Origin of the sequence: Streptomyces pyxinae, from assembly GCF_024756275.1 — a bacterium.
GTDB classification, from domain to species: Bacteria; Actinomycetota; Actinomycetes; order Streptomycetales; family Streptomycetaceae; genus Streptomyces; species Streptomyces pyxinae.
On the sequence record NZ_JANUGQ010000001.1, the window covers coordinates 129,293 to 148,903 of the forward strand.

Here is a 19,611-nt window from a genome sequence, read left to right on the forward strand (position 1 = left end):
GCTCATGGTGGTGCTCGGGCGGGGCGCGCGCACGGACGCGCACGCTCCGGCGTCCGGCGCGTGCACGGCGGAGACGCATGCACGGCGGAAACGCGAAGGGCGCCCGGCGGATACGCGCGAGCCTTCCCGAATTGTCCCACGGAGACGGGCCCCCTCGCGTTCCCCCATCCGTGTCCATCCGTGTCCATCCACGCCCATCGGCACCCACCGGCGTCCGTCTGGCGTCCGTCGGCGCCCGCCCAGGTCCGTCGGCGCCCGTCCGCAGCGACTGACGTCCGTCCTCAGCTGTCGGCACCCATACCGCGCCCGCCGGGCCGCCGCCGGCCGGAGTGCGCCGCCCCGGGGTCCGTACCACCCGCCCCTCCGAGCTCCCTCCCGGACCGGCGGGCGTCTACCTCCGGCGGGCGCTCTACCCACCCGGAGAGGTATTGTCAAGAGGGTATCGGCCATCCTATCGGTGCTTTTTGTTTGGTCCCGGTTGACTGACGCATGCGTACATCCGGGTACCCGATCATCCGATGGCGCACGGCTTCGGGTATGGCTTTCGTTCGACAGGGAGTGCTTGCGTGGCGCGCAGCGTGTACGTGACCGGGATCGATCGCGGGGACGGCCGCCAGGTCGTGGAGCTGGGAGTGATGGAACTCCTGACCCGCCAGGTGGACCGGGTCGGAGTCTTCCGGCCGCTGGTGCACGACGGACCGGACCGGCTCTTCGACCTGCTGCGGGCGCGCTACCGGCTCTCCCAGGACCCGGCGACCGTCTACGGCATGGACTACCAGGAGGCCACCGCCCTCCAGGCCGAGCAGGGCACCGACGAGCTGGTCTCCCGGCTGGTGGACCGCTTCCACCAGGTGGCCCGGGAGTACGAGTTCGTCCTGGTGCTGGGCACCGACTTCGCCGCCACCCAGCTCCCCGAGGAGGTGGCGCTCAACGCCCGGCTGGCCAATGAGTTCGGCGCCTCGGTGATCACCGTGGTGGGCGGCAAGGGGCAGCCGGCCGAGTCGGTGCGCGCCGAGACCCGCAACGCCTTCCGCGCCTACGAGAGCCTCGGCTGCGACGTGCTCGCCGTGGTGGTCAACCGGGTGGCGGCCGAGGACCGGGCGGCGATCGCCGAGCGGCTCGCGGCCCGGGTGCCGGTGCCCTGTTACGTCCTGCCGGACGAGCCCGCGCTCGCCGCGCCGACCGTCTCGCAGATCCAGCACGCGCTGGGCGCCGAGATCGTGCTCGGTGACGACTCGGGGCTGGCCCGGGACGCCCTGGACTTCGTCTTCGGCGGCGCGATGCTGCCGAACTTCCTCAACGCCCTGACCCCCGGCTGCCTGGTCGTCACCCCCGGCGACCGGGCCGATCTGGTGGTGGGCGCGCTGGCGGCGCACTCGGCCGGGACGCCGCCGATCGCGGGCGTGCTGCTCACCCTCCACGAGCGGCCGAGCCGGGAGATCCTCACCCTGGCCGCCCGGCTGGCGCCCGGCACCCCGGTGCTCTCGGTGCCCGGGAACAGCTTCCCGACCGCCGCCGAGCTGTTCGCCCTGGAGGGCAAGCTCAACGCGGCGACCCCGCGCAAGGCGGAGACCGCGCTCGGTCTCTTCGAGCGGCACGCGGACACCGCCGAGCTGCTGAAGCGGCTCTCGGTGGCGCCCAGCGACCGGGTGACCCCGATGATGTTCGAGCACGAGCTGCTGGAGCAGGCCCGCGCCGACCGCCGCCGGGTGGTGCTGCCGGAGGGCACCGAGGAGCGGGTGCTGCGCGCCGCCGACGTCCTGGTCCGCCGGGACGTGTGCGAGCTGACCCTGCTGGGCGACGTGGAGGTGATCCGCAAGAAGGCCGCCGACCTCGGCGTGGACCTGCGGGGCACCCAGCTGATCGACCCGGCCGCCTCGGAGCTGCGCCAGCGCTTCGCGGAGCGGTACGCCGAGCTGCGCGCCCACAAGGGCGTGACGGTGGAGCTGGCGTACGACGTGGTGGCGGACGTCAACTACTTCGGCACCCTGATGGTGCAGGAGGGCCTGGCCGACGGCATGGTGTCGGGGTCGGTGCACTCCACGGCGGCGACCATCCGGCCGGCCTTCGAGATCATCAAGACCAAGCCGGACGCCTCGATCGTCTCCTCGGTCTTCTTCATGTGCCTGGCCGACAAGGTGCTGGTGTACGGCGACTGCGCGGTCAACCCGGACCCGAACGCCGAGCAGCTCGCGGACATCGCGGTGCAGTCGGCGGCGACGGCGGCCAGGTTCGGCGTGGACCCGCGGATCGCCATGCTCTCGTACTCGACCGGCACCTCCGGCTCCGGCGCCGACGTGGACAAGGTGCGGGAGGCCACCGGGCTGGTCCGCGCCGCCCGGCCGGAGCTGCGGATCGAGGGCCCGATCCAGTACGACGCGGCGGTGGAGCCCTCGGTGGCGGCGACCAAGCTGCCGGACTCCGAGGTGGCCGGCCAGGCGACCGTGCTGATCTTCCCTGACCTGAACACCGGCAACAACACCTACAAGGCCGTGCAGCGCTCGGCCGGCGCGGTCGCGGTGGGCCCGGTCCTCCAGGGGCTGCGCAAGCCGGTGAACGACCTGTCGCGGGGCGCGCTGGTCAGCGACATCGTCAACACGGTCGCCATCACCGCCATCCAGGCCCAGGGCTCCCCGGCATGACCGGCCGCCCGCCCCTCCCCCGTACCGCGTCCCCGACCGCGTCCGGGACCGGGGTCGGCTCCGGGTCCGGCTCCCACGACGCCGCCGGCCCCCGCGACTCCGCTGATCTCCCCGCCCCCCGTGACCCCTGGAAGGAAGGCCCCGCCTCCGTGACCTCCCCGAACACCGGCACCACCCCGAAGCCCGCCACCGCCACCCGGGTCCTCGTCCTCAACTCCGGCTCCTCGTCGGTGAAGTACCAGCTGCTCGACATGGCCGACGGCGCGCGGCTGGCCGTCGGTCTGGTGGAGCGGATCGGTGAGGAGACCTCCCGGCTGGTGCACACCCCGCTGACCGGCGGGGCCGAGCGCCGCGAGCGTACGGCTCCGATCGCGGACCACCGGGCCGCGCTGGAGGCGGTCGCCGCCGAGCTGAAGGCGGACGGCACCGGCCTGGACTCGCCGGAGCTGGCGGCGATCGGGCACCGGGTGGTGCACGGCGGGCTGAAGTTCTCGGCGCCGACGGTGATCACCGACGAGGTGCTGGCGGAGGTGGAGCGCCTGGTGCCGGTGGCGCCGCTGCACAACCCGGCCAACATCACCGGCATCCGTACCGCCCAGGCGCTCCGCCCGGATCTGCCGCAGGTGGCGGTCTTCGACACGGCCTTCCACACCACGATGCCGGAGTACGCGGCCCGGTACGCGATCGACGCGGAGACCGCCGACGCGCACCGGATCCGCCGGTACGGGTTCCACGGCACCTCGCACGCGTATGTCTCGCGGCGCACCGCCCAGCTGCTGGGCAAGGACCCGTCCGAGGTCAATGTGATCGTGCTGCACCTGGGCAACGGCGCCTCCGCCTCGGCGGTGGCCGGCGGCCGGTGCGTGGACACCTCCATGGGGCTGACCCCGCTGGAGGGGCTGGTGATGGGCACCCGCTCGGGCGACATCGACCCGGCGGTCGTCTTCCATCTGAAGCGGGTGGCCGGAATGTCGGACGACGAGATCGACGTCCTGCTGAACAAGAAGAGCGGCCTGGTGGGGCTCTGCGGCGACAATGACATGCGGGAGATCCGGCGGCGCATCGACGAGGGGGGCGACCAGGCCGCGGCGCTCGCCTTCGACGTTTACATCCACCGGCTGAAGAAGTACATCGGCGCCTATTACGCGGTGCTCGGCACGGTGGACGCGGTGGCCTTCACCGCCGGGGTCGGGGAGAACGCCGCGCCGGTCCGGGCGGCCGCCGTCGCCGGTCTGGAGGAGCTGGGCCTCGCCGTGGACGCGGGCCTCAACGCGGTCCGTTCGGACGAGCCCCGGCTGATCTCGCCGGAGTACGCGCGGGTGGCGGTGGCCGTGGTGCCGACCGACGAGGAACTGGAGATCGCGCAGCAGGTGTACGCGCTGGTGCGCTCGGAAGCCGCTGTTCCGGGTAATCGTGGTCCGACGGGTCCGGCACACGACTGAGCACCCTTCCGCCCATCTGTACATTCCACCAGCCGGAATATTCCGCGCCGAAACAAACCGATAGGATCCGCCTTATGCGCCGTTCCAAAATCGTCTGCACACTGGGCCCCGCCGTCGACTCGTACGAGCAGCTGAAAGCGCTCATCGAGGCCGGTATGAACGTGGCCCGCTTCAACATGAGCCACGGGTCCCAGGCCGAGCACGAGGAGCGGTACCACCGGCTCCGCCGGGCCTCCGAGGAGACCGGCCGGGCGGTCGGCGTGCTGGCCGACCTCCAGGGCCCCAAGATCCGTCTGGAGACCTTCGCCGACGGACCGGTCGAGCTGGAGCGCGGTGACGAGTTCGTCATCACCACCGAGGACGTGGCGGGCGACAAGTCGATCTGCGGCACCACCTACAAGGGCCTGCCGGGCGACGTCTCCAAGGGCGACCAGATCCTCATCAACGACGGCAATGTGGAGCTGCGCGTCGTCGAGGTCGACGGCTCGCGGGTGAAGACGATCGTCGTGGAGGGCGGGGTCGTCTCCGACCACAAGGGGATCAACCTGCCGGGTGCGGCGGTCAATGTGCCGGCGCTCTCCGAGAAGGACGTGGAGGATCTCCGGTTCGCCCTGCGCATGGGCTGCGACCTGGTGGCGCTCTCCTTCGTCCGGGACGCCCATGACGTCAAGGACGTCCACAAGGTGATGGACGAGGTGGGCCGCCGGGTCCCGGTCATCGCCAAGGTGGAGAAGCCGCAGGCGGTCGAGAACATGGCGGACGTCGTCATGGCGTTCGACGGGGTGATGGTGGCCCGCGGCGACCTCGCCGTGGAGTACCCGCTGGAGCGGGTGCCGATGGTGCAGAAGCGGCTGATCGAGCTCTGCCGCCGGAACGCCAAGCCGGTGATCGTGGCGACCCAGATGATGGAGTCGATGATCACCAACTCCCGCCCGACCCGCGCCGAGGCGTCCGACGTGGCCAACGCGATCCTGGACGGCGCGGACGCGGTCATGCTCTCCGCCGAGTCCTCGGTGGGCGCGTACCCGATCGAGACGGTCAAGACCATGTCGAAGATCGTCGTCGCGGCCGAGGAGGAGCTGCTCTCCAAGGGCCTCCAGCCCCTCGTCCCCGGCAAGAAGCCGCGCACCCAGGGCGGTTCGGTCGCCCGCGCGGCCGCGGAGATCGCGGACTTCCTGGACGGCAAGGCGCTGGTGGCGTTCACCAAGTCCGGTGACACCGCCCGCCGCCTCTCCCGCTACCGCGCCGCCCAGCCGATCCTGGCCTTCACCACGGAGGCCGCCACCCGCAGCCAGCTCGCGCTGAGCTGGGGCGTGGAGTCGTACGTCGTCCCGCACGTGGACAACACCGACGCCATGGTGGAGCTGGTCGACGCCGAGCTGCTGAAGCTCCAGCGGTACAACGAGGGCGACACCATGATCATCACCGCCGGCTCGCCCCCCGGCGTCCCCGGCACCACCAACATGGTCCGCGTCCACCACCTCGGCGGCGAACCGACCGCCTGACCGAGCGGCCCGCGCCACCCGCGCGGCGAAACGGCCTCCCCGCCGGGTTCGGTGGGGAGGCCGTTGGCGTAGGGCACGAGGGTAGGGCGGACGGTCAGCCCTCGATGTAGTTGTGCAGGCCGGGGATGGTGAGGGTGCCGCCGAACTGGGCGGCCTGGGTGACCTTGACGCTGGTGAAGAACGCGTACGGCACATTGAGCGGGGGCGGGCTGGACGGGCTGAAGGTGATCGGGAGGAACCCGAAGAGGTTCCCCTTCAGCTCCTCGGTGTACATCGTCACCGTGCCGCCCTCGATGGTGGAGGTGGAGCCGGGGCGGGAGGTGACATGGCCGGTGCGGCCCTCGGAGTGGACCGTCATCTGGTGCAGGTTGTCGATCTCCAGCGACGACGCGGTGAACTTCAGCACCTTCTTGAGCTCGCCGCCGGCGGTCCGTACCTCCACGATCCCCTTGTAGTCCAGGCCGTTGAGGGTGAGCTTGGTGCTCTCCAGCTTCCAGGGGTCGTCCGGCACCAGCGGGATGCCGGGCTCAGGCTCGGCCTCGGCCAGGGCCTTGGGGTCGGGGCTGGGGCAGGGGAAGCGGGGCTTGGCACCTTCGGGTATGTCCGCGTCCTCCCGCGGGTCGAGCCCCTTGGCGCCCTCGGGGAGTTCCTCGACCGCCCGGCCCGCCTTCCCGGCGGCGTCCTCGATCGCGTGTTTGGCCGCGTCCTCGGCCGGCGTCTCCTTGCCGGCGCCCTTGGGGCTGTCCGTCTCCGGCTCCGACTCCGGCTCGTCCTGCGGGGTCTTCTCGCCCTGTCGTCCGGCGGGCCGCTCCGTCGACTGCTTCCCGGTGGAGGGGACTGCGGCGGCCGGGGCCTTGGTGGTCGGGGCTTTCGGCGCCGGGGCCTTCGTGGCCGGAGTGGCGGCCGGGGAGTCGTCGGGGCCGTCGAAGATGTCCCGGAGGGCGTCCCCGAGGCCCAGCGGGTCCAGCGGGTCGCGGGTCCTGGTGGGCGTGGGCGCCGGGGAGTCGGGGGCCGGGGCGGTGTCGCTCGCGGAAGGTGACGAAGACGGAGCCGAGGGGGTGGGCTTCGGCTCCGGCTTGCCCGCCTGGGGGCTGGTGGACGGGGCGGGCGACCGGCTCTCCGAGGGGTCCGGGCTCCGGTCCGGCGCGGGCTTCGCGGCCGACGAGGCGCTCGCGCTGGGCGAGGGCGCCGGGGAACCCGAGGACTTCTCCGGGGCCGGCTCGTCGGAGCGGGTCACGCACGGGCCGGGGGCGAACGGGATGTCCTTCTCGTCCGCCAGGGCCAGCCGGGGGGTGAGGCCCATCCCGACGAGGACGGCGGTCGGCATGGCCGCCAGGGCCATCGCCTTGCCGGCCGGCGACTGGAGCTTGGCCAGCAGGGACTTCCGGGGGGCCGCGTGGCGCCCGCGCCCGCCTGTCGCCTGCCGGGCTTCCTCACCCCGCACTGTTCCTCCAGCCGTGAGCGTTGATGATGGGCCCGGCGTGGGTGTCCGTCGCCCCGGCGCCGTCCGGGTCGCCGTCCCGCGCCACCGGCTTGGCGGGCTCGGCCGGCGGCACCCCGGGCGCCCAGGCGACCGCCAGGGCACCGCCGATGAGCGCGAGCAGGAAGCCGACGACGAAGCCGCCGAAGTTGGCGATGGGGATCGAGACCAGGGCCAGCAGAATCGCGGCGATGCCCGCGAAGACCCGGACGACGGCCTGGAACCACATGGTCAGCCCGAGGGTGATCAGCAGGACGCCGATGATCAGCGACCCGGCGCCCGCGGTGGTGGCGAGGTTGACCGTCATCGCACCGAACTTGAGGCTCGCGTACGGGAAGTAGGCGATCGGGATCCCGCCCAGTACGGTCAACAGCCCGGCCCAGAAGGGGCGCTGGCCCCGCCACTCACGGAAGCGCCTCCGGAAGACGCGGAGGTAGTGCTCGTTCTTGTCCGGTGACTCGGCGCTCATGGAAAGCTCCCTGGAACTGGCATCGCTGGTGGAGAAGGGAGACGGACGGGCACGGCGCCGTGAGCCCCGGCCCGCCCGCACGGTTCACCGGTCAGTAGCACTCGACCTTGGGACCGTCGCCCCGGAGCAGCCGCAGGCTCAGCCCCTTGAGCTCGAACGAGCCGGCCGTGGTCGCCCACGCCTTCTGCTCGACATTGGTCAGCTCGGCCTTCTCCGCCTGCTGGGCGAAGCCGTTCTGGTTGATGTTCTTGTCCTTGACGGCCGGGCCCCAGCCGGAGCCTGGCTTGGCGGTGTCCTTGGCGGCCACGCCGATGTCGATGTTGGTGAACTTGGCGTTGGCGTCCAGTTCGGTGACGTCAAGGTACAGGTTCTTGGCGACGACCGGGTCCGACTTGCCCGCCGTCAGCTTCAGCGTGATCTTGCCGAAGACCGGTACGTCGGGGGTGACCACGGACTGACACATGTCGTGGATCTCGGCGTTCTTGAACGACGAGATCGCCACCGGGCGCGGGACGACCTTGTCGCCCTCCTTGATCTCGGCGTACCCCATGTCCACGCCGCCGTACTGGGCGAAGCCGTAGCCCTCCAGATAACCGGCCTTGACCTTGAACTCCTGGCCGGACACGGCGAACGACGCCGCCAGGGCCCCCTGCGCCAGGCCGACGCCGATCGCGGCCGTGGCGGCCACGCTGGGCACCATGACGACGGCGAAGCGCTTCCATCTGGTCCCACCACGAGCCTGGGACTGCATAGGTCTTCCTCCTTCTCGGACGTACATCTCCACAGGGCCGGAGGCCCGTATGGGAGGGGAGAAGTGCTACGTCCTCGGGAAGGAGAGCGCCTGCGGGTCAGGCGCGAGCAGCGTCCGAATCACCGGCGTTCACCCCCGAGCGACAACCACCGGGTGCGCCTGGTGCGCACCCCGAGCCGGACAGGCCCCGCCAGGTTGTGCGGGAACCCCCCTGTCCGCGGCCGGCGTCAGGTGTGCCGACCGGCTCGGTGGGGACCCGAGACCGCTTCGCGCGGCTGGTTGCCGGGCTGGTGCGGTGTCGGACCGAGCGTGGCCGATCGTGGTGCATTCGGGGCCGGGGCACAAGGGGTTCATTACCGGCTGGTAACGCGTGTATTGCCCCGCCACTGCGGAGCGGGGTCGAAACGGCGCACAGGGTGTTACCCGCGAGTTCGCCAAAAGGCGATGTATCACCCCATAGGGGGACATGAAGAGGGTGTGGATTTACTGCAAGTAACAGCGGCCGCGCTTACCAAGTTTTAGTAAAACGCGGCCGTTGTTTGTCACTCTGTCGACAGAGCGTCGGAATCCGTGGGGGTTCGGTGAACCCCGGCCGGGACGGTCGGAACGACCAGCACGGCCGGGGCGGCCGGCACGGTCAGAAGAGCACCCGGGCCAGCGCCGAGCGGGCCGCGGTCACCCGGGGGTCGTCGCCGCCGATCACCTCGAAGAGGGCCAGCAGCCGGAGGCGGGCCTTGTCGCGGTCGTCGCCCGCGGTGCGGCGCACGGCCTCCACCAGGCGGCCGAAGGCGTCCTCGACATGGCCGCCCACCAGATCCAGGTCGGCGGCGGCGAGCTGGGCGTCCACATCGGCCGGGCGGTCGGCGGCGTCCTTGCGGACCTGGCCCGGGTCCATCCCCTGGACGCGGGAGAGGAGTTCGGCCTGCGCCAGGCCGAGCGTGGCCTCGGTGTTGCCCGGGTCGTCGGCGAGCACGTTCTTGTACGCCTGGATGGCACCCGGGAAGTCATTGGCGTCCAGCGCCGAGACCGCCGCCTCCAGCAGGGCGTCGTACGGGCCGGGCGGCGCGGGCGGGGCACCTTCGGCACCGGCGCCGTAGGCCGCCTCGGCGTTCGGGTCGACGGCGATGCCGGTCAGCCCGAAGCGCTCCTCGCCCACCTGGATCAGCTGGTCCAGGGTCTGGCGGATCTGCGCCTCGGGGGCGGCTCCCTGGAAGAGCGGCAGCGCCTGACCGGCGACCACCGCGAAGACGGCCGGGATGCCCTGGACCCCGAACTGCTGCATCAGCAGCTGGTTGGCGTCGACATCGATCTTGGCGAGGACGAACCGGCCGTTGTACTCGGCGGCGAGCCGCTCCAGGACCGGGCTGAGCTGCTTGCAGGGCTCGCACCACTCGGCCCAGAAGTCGATCACGACCGGGACCTCGGTGGAGCGCTGGAGGACCTCGCGCTCGAAACCGGCCTCGTCGACATCGATCACCAGGGCGGCGGGCGGTACGGTCCCGCCGCCACCCTGCCGGGCGGCCTGCGCGCGGGCCTCCTCGGCCTTCGCCTTGGCCTCTCCGGCCGCCTTCACCGCGGCGAGGTCGACGACGCCGCTCATGGACATGTTCCTAGGCTGCATGGTCCCATCCTCCCCCTTCCGCGCGCGTGACCGGTACGCCGGGCCGCGAACCCGCGGCAGGACCGCGGCGCGCTCCGCCGACGCCGCCGGTGTGCGGCTCGTACGGGCGTACGCGATCCGGTACTTCATACTGGGCGCCAGGTCCCCACCGGGCGCCGGGTGGTCGTCGCTCGGGCTGTTGCGCACAGCCTTTCGCTACGGGTCGTAGCGTAACTGGACCGCCCCGGGCGCGGGAAGGGCCCGCGGGTGAAGTGCCTCACACGTACGGCGGGGAGGCAGCCGACCTACTGGCCGGTATGGTCGCCGTCATGTGCAGCCGTACCAGCTCTCGCAGCCGTACCGGGCGGCCCCGCAGCGCCGAGGCGGACGCGGCCATCCTGGACGCCACCCGCGCCGCCCTGGTCGAACTGGGCTGGTCCAAGCTGACCATGGGCGACGTGGCCACCCGCGCCGGGGTCGCCAAGACCACCCTCTACCGGCGCTGGGCGAGCAAGAACGAGCTGGTGGTGGACGCGGTCGCGGTCCTCTTCGACGAGCTGGAGCTCCCCGACCGGGGCAGCCTCGCCGCCGACATCGAGGGCGTGGTCCGGCAGTTCGCCGCCCTGCTGGAGCGGCCCGAGGCGAAGACCGCGCTGATGGCGGTGGTCGCGGAGTCCACCCGGGACGAGCCGCTGCGGCAGCGCATCCGCGCCTCGATCGTGGAGCGCCAGAAGCGGCTGGTGCTGCAGGGCCGCCGGCGCGCCCAGGAGCGGGGCGAACTGCCGCCGCCCGCCCCGGACTCCGGACCCTCCTCCGGCACCGACGACCTGATCTTCGACGTGGTGGCGGGCGCGGTGGTGCACCGGGCGCTGGTGAGCGCCGAGCCCGTCGACGCCGACTGGGCCCAGCGCTTCACCGCCCTGCTGCTCGGCGGACTCGCCGCCGCCACGCAGGGCTGAACCGGCGCGGTTCCGGACCCGGTGGGGCCCGGGGCCGAACCGGCGCGGTTCCGCGGCCGGTGGCGTGAGGGTCCCGGGCCCGGCGGACACACGGCCCTCCACCCGGTTCGCGCGGGTCCCGGGCCCTACACCTGGTAGCGGTGGGCCGCGAAGAGGTGCGGGTGGCCGGCGATCCACTCCGAGGTGTGCTTCAGCCCCTCCTCCAGGGTGACCTCCGGGCGCCAGCCCGCCCACTCCCGGGCCCGGCGGTTGTCGGAGAGCAGCCGCTCCACCTCGCTGCCGGCCGGCCGCAGCCGCGCGGGATCGACCACGACCTCCACCCCGTCCCGGCCGGACGCCTCGATCAGCTTCCGGGCCAGCTCCCCGACGGCGATCTCCTGCCCGGTGCCGAGGTTGACCACCTCGCCCAGCGCCCGGTCGCACTCGGCCAGCGCCAGGAAGCCGCGCGCGGTGTCGGTGACATAGGTGAAGTCACGGGTCGGGGTGAGCGAGCCGAGCCGGATCTCCCGTGCGCCCGCGTGGAGTTGGGCCAGGATCGTCGGGATGACCGCCCGGGCGGACTGGCGGGGGCCATAGGTGTTGAACGGCCGGACGACGGTGACCGGCAGCTCGAAGGCGTGCCAGTGCGAGAGCGCCATCATGTCGGCGCCGATCTTGGAGGCGGAGTACGGCGACTGCGGCTGGAACGGGTGGTCCTCGCTGATCGGAGCCGTGAGGGCGGTGCCGTAGACCTCGCTGGTGGAGGTGTGCACCATCCGCCGGACGCCGTGGCGGCGGCATGCCTCCGCGACGTTCTCGGTGCCCCCCACGTTGGTGGCGACATAGGCACCCGGCGAGTCGTAGCTGTACGGGATGCCGATCAGCGCCGCCAGATGGAAGACGGTGTCGCAGCCGGCCACCGCGTCCATCACCCGGCCGGCGTCACGGACGTCGCCCGCCACCGTCTCCACCCGGTCGAGGAGGTGGGCGAGATGGCCCCGCTCGCCGTACGGCTTGTAGTGGACGAAGGCACGGACCTTCGCGCCGCGCTCCAGGAGCAGTTCGGTGAGGGCGGACCCGATGAAGCCCTCCGCGCCGGTGACCAGCACGGTGCGGCCGGTCCAGTCGAAGGCGGGGCCCGGCATGGGGGTGGTGGTCATGCGGCGTACTCCTCGGTGCGGGTGGTGGTGGGGCGGGCGAGGTCGCGGACCCGCTCGGCGAGCAGATCGGCGGCGTGGGCGTGCGGGCCCGGGTCGGCGGCACCACTCATCGCGGCGAGCCGGGCCGGGTCGGCGAGCAGCGGCTCGACCAGCGCGGCGAGCCGTTCGGCGGTGGTGTCGGCGTCCGGCAGCAGCAGCCCGGCGCCGGCGTCGGTGAGCACCCGGGCGTTGTGGGTCTGGTGGTCGCCGGGGGCGTGCGGGTACGGCACCAGCACGGCGGGCACCCCGGTGGTGGCCAGCTCCGCGACGGTGGCCGAACCGGCCCGGCAGACCACCAGGTCGGCGGCGGCGTACGCCAGGTCCATCCGGTCCAGATAGGGCACCGCCCGGGCGACCGGACTGTCCCCGAGCGCCTCCCGGGTGGCGTCCAGGGCGGCCGGACCGGTCTTGACCAGCAGATACGCGTCGTCCCTGTGGCGCCAGCGGTGGGCCAGCCCCACGGCGGCCTCGGTGAGCCGCCGGGCGCCCAGGCTGCCGCCGTTGAAGAGCACCAGCCGCCGCCCCTCGGGCACGCCCAGCTCCCGGCGGGCGGTGCGGCGCGACGCGGACCGGTCGAGCCCGGCCACGGCGGCGGCGATCGGCATGCCGGTGGTGACGGCGCCCGGGAGATGGCCGGTGTCGAAGGCGACGGCGATGTGCGGAGTGAGCCGGGCGGCGAACTGGTTGGCCCGGCCGGGCACCGCGTTGGACTCATGGATCAGGCTCGGCAGCCCGGCGAACTTCGCGCCGAGGACGACCGGGGCGCTGGGGTAGCCGCCCATTCCCACCGCCACCCGGGCGCCCTGCTCCCGCAGCAGGGCCCGGCACTGGGCGGCGGACTTCAGCAGGGCGGCGGGCAGCAGATAGCGCCGGGCGCCGAGCGCGGGGTCGAAGGGGATCATGTCGACGGTGTGCAGCCGGTAGCCGGCGGCCGGTATCAGCTCGGTCTCCAGGCCCCGGGTGGTGCCGACGAAGGAGATCACCGCGTCGGGCTCGGCCCGGCGCAGCGCCTCCGCGAGGGCGAGGCCGGGATAGATGTGTCCGCCCGTGCCGCCCGCGCCGATCACGACGGAGAGTGGTGGTGTGGTGCGCATGGCACCGAAGCGTCGCGGGGCGGTTTAAGAGGCTTCTAAGAGGCCGTTTTGGCAGGCTGGGCCCCATGAGCGCAGCGAGGGTCCTGGTCGTCGACGACGAACCGGAGGTACGGGCGGCCGTCGAGGACGGGCTGACCGTGGAGGGGTACGAGGTCCGGGGCGCCGCCGACGGACTGGCGGCGCTCTCGGCGGTGGCCGCCTGGCGGCCGGACGCCATCGTGCTCGATGTGATGATGCCGGTCCTGGACGGGCTCGCGGTCTGCCGCCGGCTGCGCGCCCTGGACGACCGGACGCCGGTGATCGTGCTGACCGCGCTGGACTCGGTGAGCGAGCGGGTGGACGGGCTTGACGCGGGCGCCGACGACTATCTGGTGAAGCCGTTCGCGCTGGACGAGCTGACCGCCCGGCTCCGGGCACTGCTGCGGCGCACGGCTCCGGAGCCGGCCGGTCCGGAGGGACTCGGCTTCGCGGACCTGACCGTGGACCCGGAGACCCGTACCGGCCGGCGGGGCGGCCGGGCCCTGGAGTTCAGCCGCACCGAGTTCGCCCTGCTGGATCTGCTGCTGCGGCACCCCCGCCAGGTGCTGCCGCGCGAACTGATTCTGGAGCGGGTGTGGGGGCGGGACTTCGGACCGTCCTCCAACTCGCTTGCGGTGTACGTCGGTTACCTGCGCCGCAAGCTGGAGGCGGGCGGCGAGCCACGGCTGGTGCACACCGTGCACGGCATCGGCTACCGGCTGGACGAGTCATGAGGCCGGCACACCGAGCGGCACCGGAACGCGGTACAGCCGTCCCGGCCCCCGGCCCCGCCCCCACCTCGGCCACCGCCGGGTGCCGCCCGGCCACCGTCGCCGGGTCCGTCCCGGCTTCCCGTGGATGCGGCCCGGCCGCCGGCGCCGGAGCCGGCCCTTCCGGCGGGAGCGGCACGGCCATCGCCGCCCCCGCCGGGCCAGACGACCCCGCCCTCCCGGCCGCCGAGCCCGGGGGCGCCCCGGGCGCCGCCGGGGCCGGCCCCGCTCCCGGCCCTGCCGCCGATCCCGCCGGGCCGCGTGGACTCGGCGGGTGCCGCCCGGCCACCGGCCCTTCCGGCGGGGGCGGTACGGCCACCGGGGCCACCGAGCCCGGGGCCGGCCCCGCTTCCCGTGGGCGCGGTACGGCTGCCGGCGGGACGGGACGGGTTTCCGGTGCGCGCGGCGCGACCCGGTGCGGTGCCGCGCCTTCCGGAGCCGCCCCGGCCGCCGCCTCCGGGGCCGACCCGGGCTCCGTGCCCGCCGGGTCACACGGCCCCGCCCTCGGCCCGGGCGCCGATCCCGCCGGGCCGCGTGGCCCCGCCCTGCCGGAGGCTGACCCGGCCGCCGATCCCGCCGGGCCGCGTGGACTCGCCGGGTGCCGCCCGGCCACCGGCCCTTCCGGCGGGGATGGTACGGCCACCGGGGCCACCAACCCCGGGGTCGGCACAGCCACCGCCGGGGGCGGCCGGTGAGCGCGCGGCGGCGGTTGGGGGCGCGGTGGCGGCGGAGGCGGCCGCTGCGGACCCGGCTGGCGGTGGCGGCCTCGGCGGCGGTGGCGCTGGTCGCGGTCGGGGTGTGCGCGGCGGCCTTCCTGGTCATCCGGTACGCGCTCTACCACCAGCTGGACCTGAACCTCACCCAGTCGGCCACCCTCACCACCCAGCAGAACCGGACCGAGCCGCCCGGGGTCCTGGCGGGCGAGTGCCGGTTCCTGTCGGCGCCCGCCTGCGCCCAGATCGTCCCGGCCGGCCGGGCGGACGACCCGGGGACGCCGTACCGGCTCCCGGTCACCGGACCGGTGCGCGAGGTGGCGGCCGGGCAGCGGGCCGCGTACTTCACCAACATCACGCTGGCCGGGCGGCCCGGCCGGATGCTCACCACCCCGCTCGGGGACGGCCGGGCGCTCCAGGTGGCGCTGCGCGCCGACACCGTGGAGAAGGGCGTCCGGCAGGCGGCCGGGCTGCTGGCGGCGGTCGGCGGCACCGGGGTGCTGCTGGCGGCGGCGCTCGGCTACGGCGTCTCGCGCACCGGTCTGGCGCCGGTGGCCCGGCTCACCGCCACCGCCGAGCGGATCGCCGCCACCCGGGACCCCCGGCACCGGATCGAGCTGCCGCCCGGGCCGCCGGGCCGGGAGGACGAGGTGACCCGGCTCGCCGCCACCTTCAACACCATGCTGGGCGAGCTGGAGCAGTCGGTCACCGCCCAGCGGCGGCTGGTGGCGGACGCCTCGCACGAGCTGCGCACCCCGCTCACCGCGCTGCGCACCAACGCCGAGCTGCTGGCCCGGGCCGACCGGCTCACCCCGGCCCAGCGGGACCGGGCGTCGGCCGCGCTGGGCCGCCAGCTCCGGGAGGTGACCGGCCTGGTCAACGACCTGATCGAGCTGGCCAGGGACGAGGAGCCGCAGCCGCTCCTGGAGGAGGTGCGCCCGGCCGCGCTGCTGGAGCACGCGGTGGCCACCGCCCGGACGCACTGGCCCCGGGTCGGCTTCACGCTGCGGATCGCGCCCGAGGCGGCCGGGCTCACCGTGCCGGGGGTGCCCGCCCGGCTGGCCCGGCTGCTCACCAACCTGCTGGACAACGCCGCCAAGTTCAGCCCGCGGGACCCGGCCGGCGCACCGGTGGAGGTGGCCCTCGACGGACGGGAGCTGACCGTACGGGACCACGGTCCGGGCATCGACCCGGCGGACCTGCCGTACCTCTTCGACCGGTTCTACCGCGCCGAGTCGGCCCGCGCCCTGCCCGGCTCGGGGCTCGGTCTGGCGATGGCCCGGCAGATCGCCCGCGCCCACGGCGCCGAGCTGACCGCCGCCAACGCCCCGGGCGGCGGCGCGCTCTTCCGGCTCACCCTGCCGGAACCGTCCCCCGGGGTCGGAGCGGCCGGTGCATGATGTGCAGCCCCACATAGCCGTGCTCCGGGTGCCGGAAGCCCTCCGGGACGGTGCCGACGATCCGGAAGCCCAGCCGCTCGTAGAGCCGTACCGCGTGCTCGTTGGTGGCCACCACGGCGTTGAACTGCATGCCCCGGAACCCGGCCGCCCGGGCCCACGCGATGCTCTCCTCCACCAGCAGCCGGCCGATGCCGCGCCCGCCGTGCGCCGGGTCGACCAGGTAGCTGGCACTGGCGATGTGGGCCCCGTTGCCGTGCTGGTTGTTGTTCATCTTGGCGGTGCCCACCACCGCCCCGGTCGCCTCGTCCACCGCGACCACGGTGCGGTGGGGCGCGGTCAGCATCCACCAGCCGCGCCCCTCCTCCTCACCGAGACCGGTCGGGAAGGCGAAGGTCTCACCGGCGGCCACGACCGTGCGGAAGAACGGCCAGATGGCCGCCCAGTCCCCGGCGGTGGCCTCCCGGATCCGGACGGGCGCCGGGCCGGTGGCGGAGCCGGGGACTGGGGCGGGGGCGGGGGTCGGGTCGTTCATCGGCTCCTGATTTCGGGCGGGCGGCGCCGGCCGACGGTGCCGGCCGGAAGGGCGTACGGACGCACGGACGGCTCGCGCCGTCGTGCGCGCGTACCGCCGTCCACACCTACCAGCGGGTGCCCCGCCCGCGCACCCGCGTTTCCGGGCCCCGGAGCCCCCGTGCCCGGTGCCGGCCGTCGGAGCGGGTCAGAACCCCGGCGGCTCGGTGTAGGTGCCCCACTCGTCCCGCAGCACCCCGCAGATCTCACCGAGCGTCGCCTCGGCGCGGACCGCGTCCAGCATCGGTCCGATCATGTTGGCGTCGCTCCGGGCGGCGGCCAGCATGGCGTCCAGCGCGGCCCGGACCCGGGCGTCGTCCCGGTGGGTCCGGCGGTCGGCCAGGACCCGCACCTGCTCGCGCTCGACCTCGTGGCTCACCCGCAGGATCTCCAGGTCGCCGGTGACCGAGCCGGTGGCGACGTTCACCCCGACCACCCGCTTGTCGCCCTTCTCCAGGGCCTGCTGGTAGCGGAAGGCGGACTCCGCGATCTCCCCGGTGAACCAGCCGTCCTCGATCCCGCGCAGAATGCCCGAGGTCATCGGGCCGATGGGGTGGCGGCCGTCGGGGTGGGCGCGCAGGCCCCGCTCCTTGATCTGGTCGAAGATCTTCTCGGCGTCGGCCTCGATCCGGTCGGTGAGCTGCTCCACGTACCAGGCGCCGCCCAGCGGGTCGGCCACGTTGGCGACGCCGGTCTCCTCCATCAGCACCTGCTGGGTCCGCAGGGCGATCTCGGCGGCCTGCTCGGAGGGGAGCGCCAGGGTCTCGTCCAGGGCGTTGGTGTGCAGCGAGTTGGTGCCGCCGAGCACCGCCGCCAGCGCCTCTACGGCGGTCCGCACCACGTTGTTGTACGGCTGCTGGGCGGTGAGCGAGACCCCCGCCGTCTGGGTGTGGAACCGCAGCCACTGGGCCTTGTCGGTCCTCGCCCCGTACACCTCGCGCATCCAGCGGGCCCAGATGCGGCGGGCGGCGCGGAACTTGGCGATCTCCTCGAAGAAGTCCACGTGCGCGTCGAAGAAGAAGGAGAGCCCGGGTGCGAAGACGTCCACGTCGAGCCCGCGCGAGAGCCCCAGCTCCACGTAGCCGAAGCCGTCCGCGAGGGTGTACGCCAGCTCCTGCGCGGCCGTCGCCCCGGCCTCCCGGATGTGGTAGCCGGAGACCGAGAGCGGCTTGTACGCGGGGATGCCCGAGGCGCAGTGCTCCATCAGGTCGCCGATCAGCCGCAGGTGCGGCTCGGGCTGGAAGAGCCATTCCTTCTGGGCGATGTACTCCTTGAAGATGTCGGTCTGGAGCGTGCCGTTGAGCACCGCCGGATCCACGCCCTGGCGCTCGGCGGCGACCAGGTACATGCAGAAGACCGGGACGGCGGGCCCGGAGATGGTCATGGAGGTGGTGACGTCCCCCAGCGGGATGTCTTGGAAGAGGATCTCCATGTCGGCGGCCGAGTCGATGGCGACGCCGCAGTGGCCGACCTCGCCCAGCGAGCGGGGGTCGTCGGAGTCCCGGCCCATCAGGGTGGGCATGTCGAAGGCCACCGAGAGCCCGCCGCCGCCGGCCGCCAGGATCATCTTGTAGCGCTCATTGGTCTGCTCGGCGTTGCCGAAGCCGGCGAACTGCCGGATGGTCCAGGTGCGGCCCCGGTAGCCGGTCGGGTGGAGGCCGCGGGTGAAGGGGTACTCGCCCGGCCAGCCGATCCGCTCGAAGCCCGCGTAGGTGTCACCGGGCCGGGGTCCGTACAGCGGCTCCACGGGGTCCCCGGAGAGCGTGGTGAAATCGGCGTCGCGCGTCCGGGCGGCGTCGTACCGGGCCTGCCAGCGACGGCGGCCCTCCTCGATGGCGTCAGCGTCCATGCTGCAAATTTACTAGGACGTCCTAGTAAATGTCGATGGAACCGCCGTACGCATGTGTGGCGTACGGCGGCGGGGCGGGTCCCCCGGAAGGGTTCAGGCCTCGACGGGCGCGGGCCGGGCGCCGTCGATCAGCGGCTCGACCTCCCGCACCACCTGGCGCTCCACGAAGAAGGCGGCGAGCGGAATGGTGCCGGAGACCAGCACCCAGAGCAGCTTGCCGAACGGCCACTTCGCCTTGGAGCCCAGGTCGAAGGCGAAGACCAGATAGATGATGAAGAGGACGCCGTGGATCTGGGAGACCATGAAGGTCAGATCCTCGCCCTTGCCGAACCCGTACTTGGCGACCATGCATCCGCAGAGGATGAGCAACATGCAGGCCGTCACATAGGCCATCACCCGGTACCGGGTCAGCACGCTTCGTTTCATGAGGTCGAGCGTAACGGGCGGTTTTGGACGATCTTCGCGGGGGTCACCGCCGGCGTCGTACCGGGGCCGGGCCCGTCCGAGCCCGGCCGGCACCGGTTCCGCGCCGGTCGGCCGCCGTACCGGACCGGGCCGTCACCCGCCCGGTTCAGCCGCGTCCGGCGCCGCACCAGGAGCGACCGGTCAGTCCCGCTCGTCGAAGTCGGCCGCCGCGACCCGGAGCGGGCGGAGCATGGTGAAGATCTCCCCGCACTGCCCGGCGTCGTAGGCGCCGAGACCGAAGTCCATCGCCATCAGATCGGCGGTGGCGGCCTCCACCACCTCGCGCCCCTTGTCGGTGATGGAGGCGAGGGTGCCGCGCCCGTCGTCCGGGTTGGGCCGCTTGGCCACCAGGCCCGACTTCACCAGCCGGTCCACGGTGTTCGTCACCGACGTGGGGTGGACCATCAGCCGCTCACCGATCTTGGACATGGGCAGCTCACCCGCCTTGGAGAAGGTGAGCAGCACCAGCGCCTCGTAGCGCGCGAAGGTGAGTCCGTACGGCTTGACCACCGCGTCCACCTCCCCCAGGAGGATCTGGTGGGCCCGCATGATCGAGGTGATCGCGGCCATGGCCGGTACGGGCCCCCAGCGGCGCTGCCAGAGTTCATCGGCGCGGGCGATGGGATCGAAGGGAAGACTGAGCGGCTTGGGCACGGGACGACCTTACCGACTGGTCATATGCCGGTCAGCCCCGTCTCGCCCCTCG

16 protein-coding genes are annotated in these 19,611 nt (G+C 73.2%); 6 read left to right on the forward strand and 10 right to left on the reverse strand.

All coding sequences use genetic code 11. The features are described 5' to 3' along the window. Window positions 1-566: 566 nt before the first annotated feature. From pta to pyk, 3 genes are all read left to right on the forward strand, one after another. The gene (gene pta, locus NX801_RS00530; protein ID WP_258784706.1) at window positions 567-2,642 is read left to right on the forward strand and encodes a phosphate acetyltransferase; all 2,076 of its coding nucleotides are present in this window, start codon (window positions 567-569) and stop codon (window positions 2,640-2,642) included. 149 nt (window positions 2,643-2,791) lie between these two features. Further along, window positions 2,792-4,084 carry an acetate kinase gene (locus NX801_RS00535; protein ID WP_258784707.1) on the forward strand — a complete coding sequence of 431 codons (1,293 nt, stop codon included), beginning with the start codon at window positions 2,792-2,794 and terminating at the stop codon, window positions 4,082-4,084. 74 nt (window positions 4,085-4,158) lie between these two features. Next, window positions 4,159-5,589 carry a pyruvate kinase gene (gene pyk, locus NX801_RS00540; protein WP_258784708.1) on the forward strand — a complete coding sequence of 477 codons (1,431 nt, stop codon included), beginning with the start codon at window positions 4,159-4,161 and terminating at the stop codon, window positions 5,587-5,589. 94 nt (window positions 5,590-5,683) lie between these two features. Here pyk and NX801_RS00545 read toward each other — a convergent pair whose 3' ends face one another. The 4 genes from NX801_RS00545 to NX801_RS00560 form a co-directional block, all read right to left on the reverse strand. Further along, window positions 5,684-7,033: a hypothetical protein gene (locus NX801_RS00545; protein WP_258784709.1), complete on the reverse strand. Its 1,350-nt coding sequence runs from the start codon at window positions 7,031-7,033 to the stop codon at window positions 5,684-5,686. Beyond that, the gene (locus tag NX801_RS00550) at window positions 7,023-7,538 is read right to left on the reverse strand and encodes a DUF6114 domain-containing protein (protein ID WP_258784710.1); all 516 of its coding nucleotides are present in this window, start codon (window positions 7,536-7,538) and stop codon (window positions 7,023-7,025) included. Before NX801_RS00550 ends, NX801_RS00545 begins: the two co-directional genes overlap by 11 nt. Window positions 7,539-7,629: 91 nt before the next feature. Then, the gene (locus NX801_RS00555) at window positions 7,630-8,289 is read right to left on the reverse strand and encodes a DUF6230 family protein (RefSeq protein WP_258784711.1); all 660 of its coding nucleotides are present in this window, start codon (window positions 8,287-8,289) and stop codon (window positions 7,630-7,632) included. A 637-nt stretch (window positions 8,290-8,926) separates the two neighbouring features. Continuing rightward, the gene (locus NX801_RS00560) at window positions 8,927-9,910 is read right to left on the reverse strand and encodes a tetratricopeptide repeat protein (protein ID WP_258784712.1); all 984 of its coding nucleotides are present in this window, start codon (window positions 9,908-9,910) and stop codon (window positions 8,927-8,929) included. A 308-nt stretch (window positions 9,911-10,218) separates the two neighbouring features. On the opposite strand from NX801_RS00560, the gene NX801_RS00565 reads away from it, so the two are divergent. Then, window positions 10,219-10,848, forward strand: coding sequence for a TetR/AcrR family transcriptional regulator (locus NX801_RS00565; RefSeq protein WP_258784713.1), 630 nt, complete (start codon window positions 10,219-10,221; stop codon window positions 10,846-10,848). A 125-nt stretch (window positions 10,849-10,973) separates the two neighbouring features. On the opposite strand, the gene NX801_RS00570 is transcribed toward NX801_RS00565, so the two are convergent. Together NX801_RS00570 and NX801_RS00575 are read right to left on the reverse strand one after the other, a co-directional pair. Then, window positions 10,974-11,987 (reverse strand): GDP-mannose 4,6-dehydratase, encoded by a 1,014-nt coding sequence (locus tag NX801_RS00570; protein ID WP_258784714.1) that lies wholly within the window; start codon window positions 11,985-11,987, stop codon window positions 10,974-10,976. Continuing rightward, complete coding sequence (locus tag NX801_RS00575) at window positions 11,984-13,120, reverse strand: UDP-N-acetylglucosamine--N-acetylmuramyl-(pentapeptide) pyrophosphoryl-undecaprenol N-acetylglucosamine transferase (protein ID WP_258784715.1); 1,137 nt, start codon at window positions 13,118-13,120, stop codon at window positions 11,984-11,986. The genes NX801_RS00570 and NX801_RS00575 overlap by 4 nt, the downstream gene beginning before the upstream one ends. Before the next feature lie 65 nt (window positions 13,121-13,185). Here NX801_RS00575 and NX801_RS00580 point away from each other — a divergent pair, with 65 nt between their 5' ends. Together NX801_RS00580 and NX801_RS00585 are read left to right on the forward strand one after the other, a co-directional pair. After that, window positions 13,186-13,872: a response regulator transcription factor gene (locus NX801_RS00580; protein WP_258784716.1), complete on the forward strand. Its 687-nt coding sequence runs from the start codon at window positions 13,186-13,188 to the stop codon at window positions 13,870-13,872. 727 nt (window positions 13,873-14,599) lie between these two features. Beyond that, window positions 14,600-16,021, forward strand: a complete 1,422-nt coding sequence (locus NX801_RS00585) for a sensor histidine kinase (RefSeq protein ID WP_258784717.1) — start codon at window positions 14,600-14,602, stop codon at window positions 16,019-16,021. Here the strand turns inward: NX801_RS00585 and NX801_RS00590 are convergent. The 4 genes from NX801_RS00590 to NX801_RS00605 all read right to left on the reverse strand — a co-directional run bounded on the left by NX801_RS00590 (window position 15,975) and on the right by NX801_RS00605 (window position 19,559). After that, window positions 15,975-16,553 (reverse strand): GNAT family N-acetyltransferase, encoded by a 579-nt coding sequence (locus NX801_RS00590; RefSeq protein ID WP_258784718.1) that lies wholly within the window; start codon window positions 16,551-16,553, stop codon window positions 15,975-15,977. The two genes, NX801_RS00585 and NX801_RS00590, sit on opposite strands and share 47 nt — an antisense overlap. 186 nt (window positions 16,554-16,739) lie before the next feature. Beyond that, the gene (gene icmA, locus NX801_RS00595) at window positions 16,740-18,440 is read right to left on the reverse strand and encodes a coenzyme B12-dependent isobutyryl-CoA mutase large subunit (protein ID WP_258784719.1); all 1,701 of its coding nucleotides are present in this window, start codon (window positions 18,438-18,440) and stop codon (window positions 16,740-16,742) included. A gap of 93 nt (window positions 18,441-18,533) precedes the next feature. Further along, entirely contained in the window at window positions 18,534-18,866 is a 333-nt protein-coding gene (locus NX801_RS00600) for a DUF3817 domain-containing protein (RefSeq protein WP_258784720.1), read from the reverse strand. A gap of 180 nt (window positions 18,867-19,046) precedes the next feature. Beyond that, window positions 19,047-19,559 (reverse strand): MarR family winged helix-turn-helix transcriptional regulator, encoded by a 513-nt coding sequence (locus tag NX801_RS00605; RefSeq protein ID WP_258784721.1) that lies wholly within the window; start codon window positions 19,557-19,559, stop codon window positions 19,047-19,049. Window positions 19,560-19,611 lie beyond the last annotated feature (52 nt).

Coding starts and splice junctions, on each gene's coding strand:
- NX801_RS00600 (WP_258784720.1), bottom strand. CDS start 18,866: ATGAAACGAAGCGTGCTGACCCGGTACCGGGTGATGGCCTATGTGACG.
- NX801_RS00550 (WP_258784710.1), bottom strand. CDS start 7,538: ATGAGCGCCGAGTCACCGGACAAGAACGAGCACTACCTCCGCGTCTTC.
- NX801_RS00570 (WP_258784714.1), bottom strand. CDS start 11,987: ATGACCACCACCCCCATGCCGGGCCCCGCCTTCGACTGGACCGGCCGC.
- NX801_RS00580 (WP_258784716.1), top strand. CDS start 13,186: ATGAGCGCAGCGAGGGTCCTGGTCGTCGACGACGAACCGGAGGTACGG.
- icmA (WP_258784719.1), bottom strand. CDS start 18,440: ATGGACGCTGACGCCATCGAGGAGGGCCGCCGTCGCTGGCAGGCCCGG.
- pyk (WP_258784708.1), top strand. CDS start 4,159: ATGCGCCGTTCCAAAATCGTCTGCACACTGGGCCCCGCCGTCGACTCG.
- NX801_RS00575 (WP_258784715.1), bottom strand. CDS start 13,120: ATGCGCACCACACCACCACTCTCCGTCGTGATCGGCGCGGGCGGCACG.
- NX801_RS00565 (WP_258784713.1), top strand. CDS start 10,219: ATGTGCAGCCGTACCAGCTCTCGCAGCCGTACCGGGCGGCCCCGCAGC.
- NX801_RS00560 (WP_258784712.1), bottom strand. CDS start 9,910: ATGCAGCCTAGGAACATGTCCATGAGCGGCGTCGTCGACCTCGCCGCG.
- NX801_RS00555 (WP_258784711.1), bottom strand. CDS start 8,289: ATGCAGTCCCAGGCTCGTGGTGGGACCAGATGGAAGCGCTTCGCCGTC.
- NX801_RS00590 (WP_258784718.1), bottom strand. CDS start 16,553: ATGAACGACCCGACCCCCGCCCCCGCCCCAGTCCCCGGCTCCGCCACC.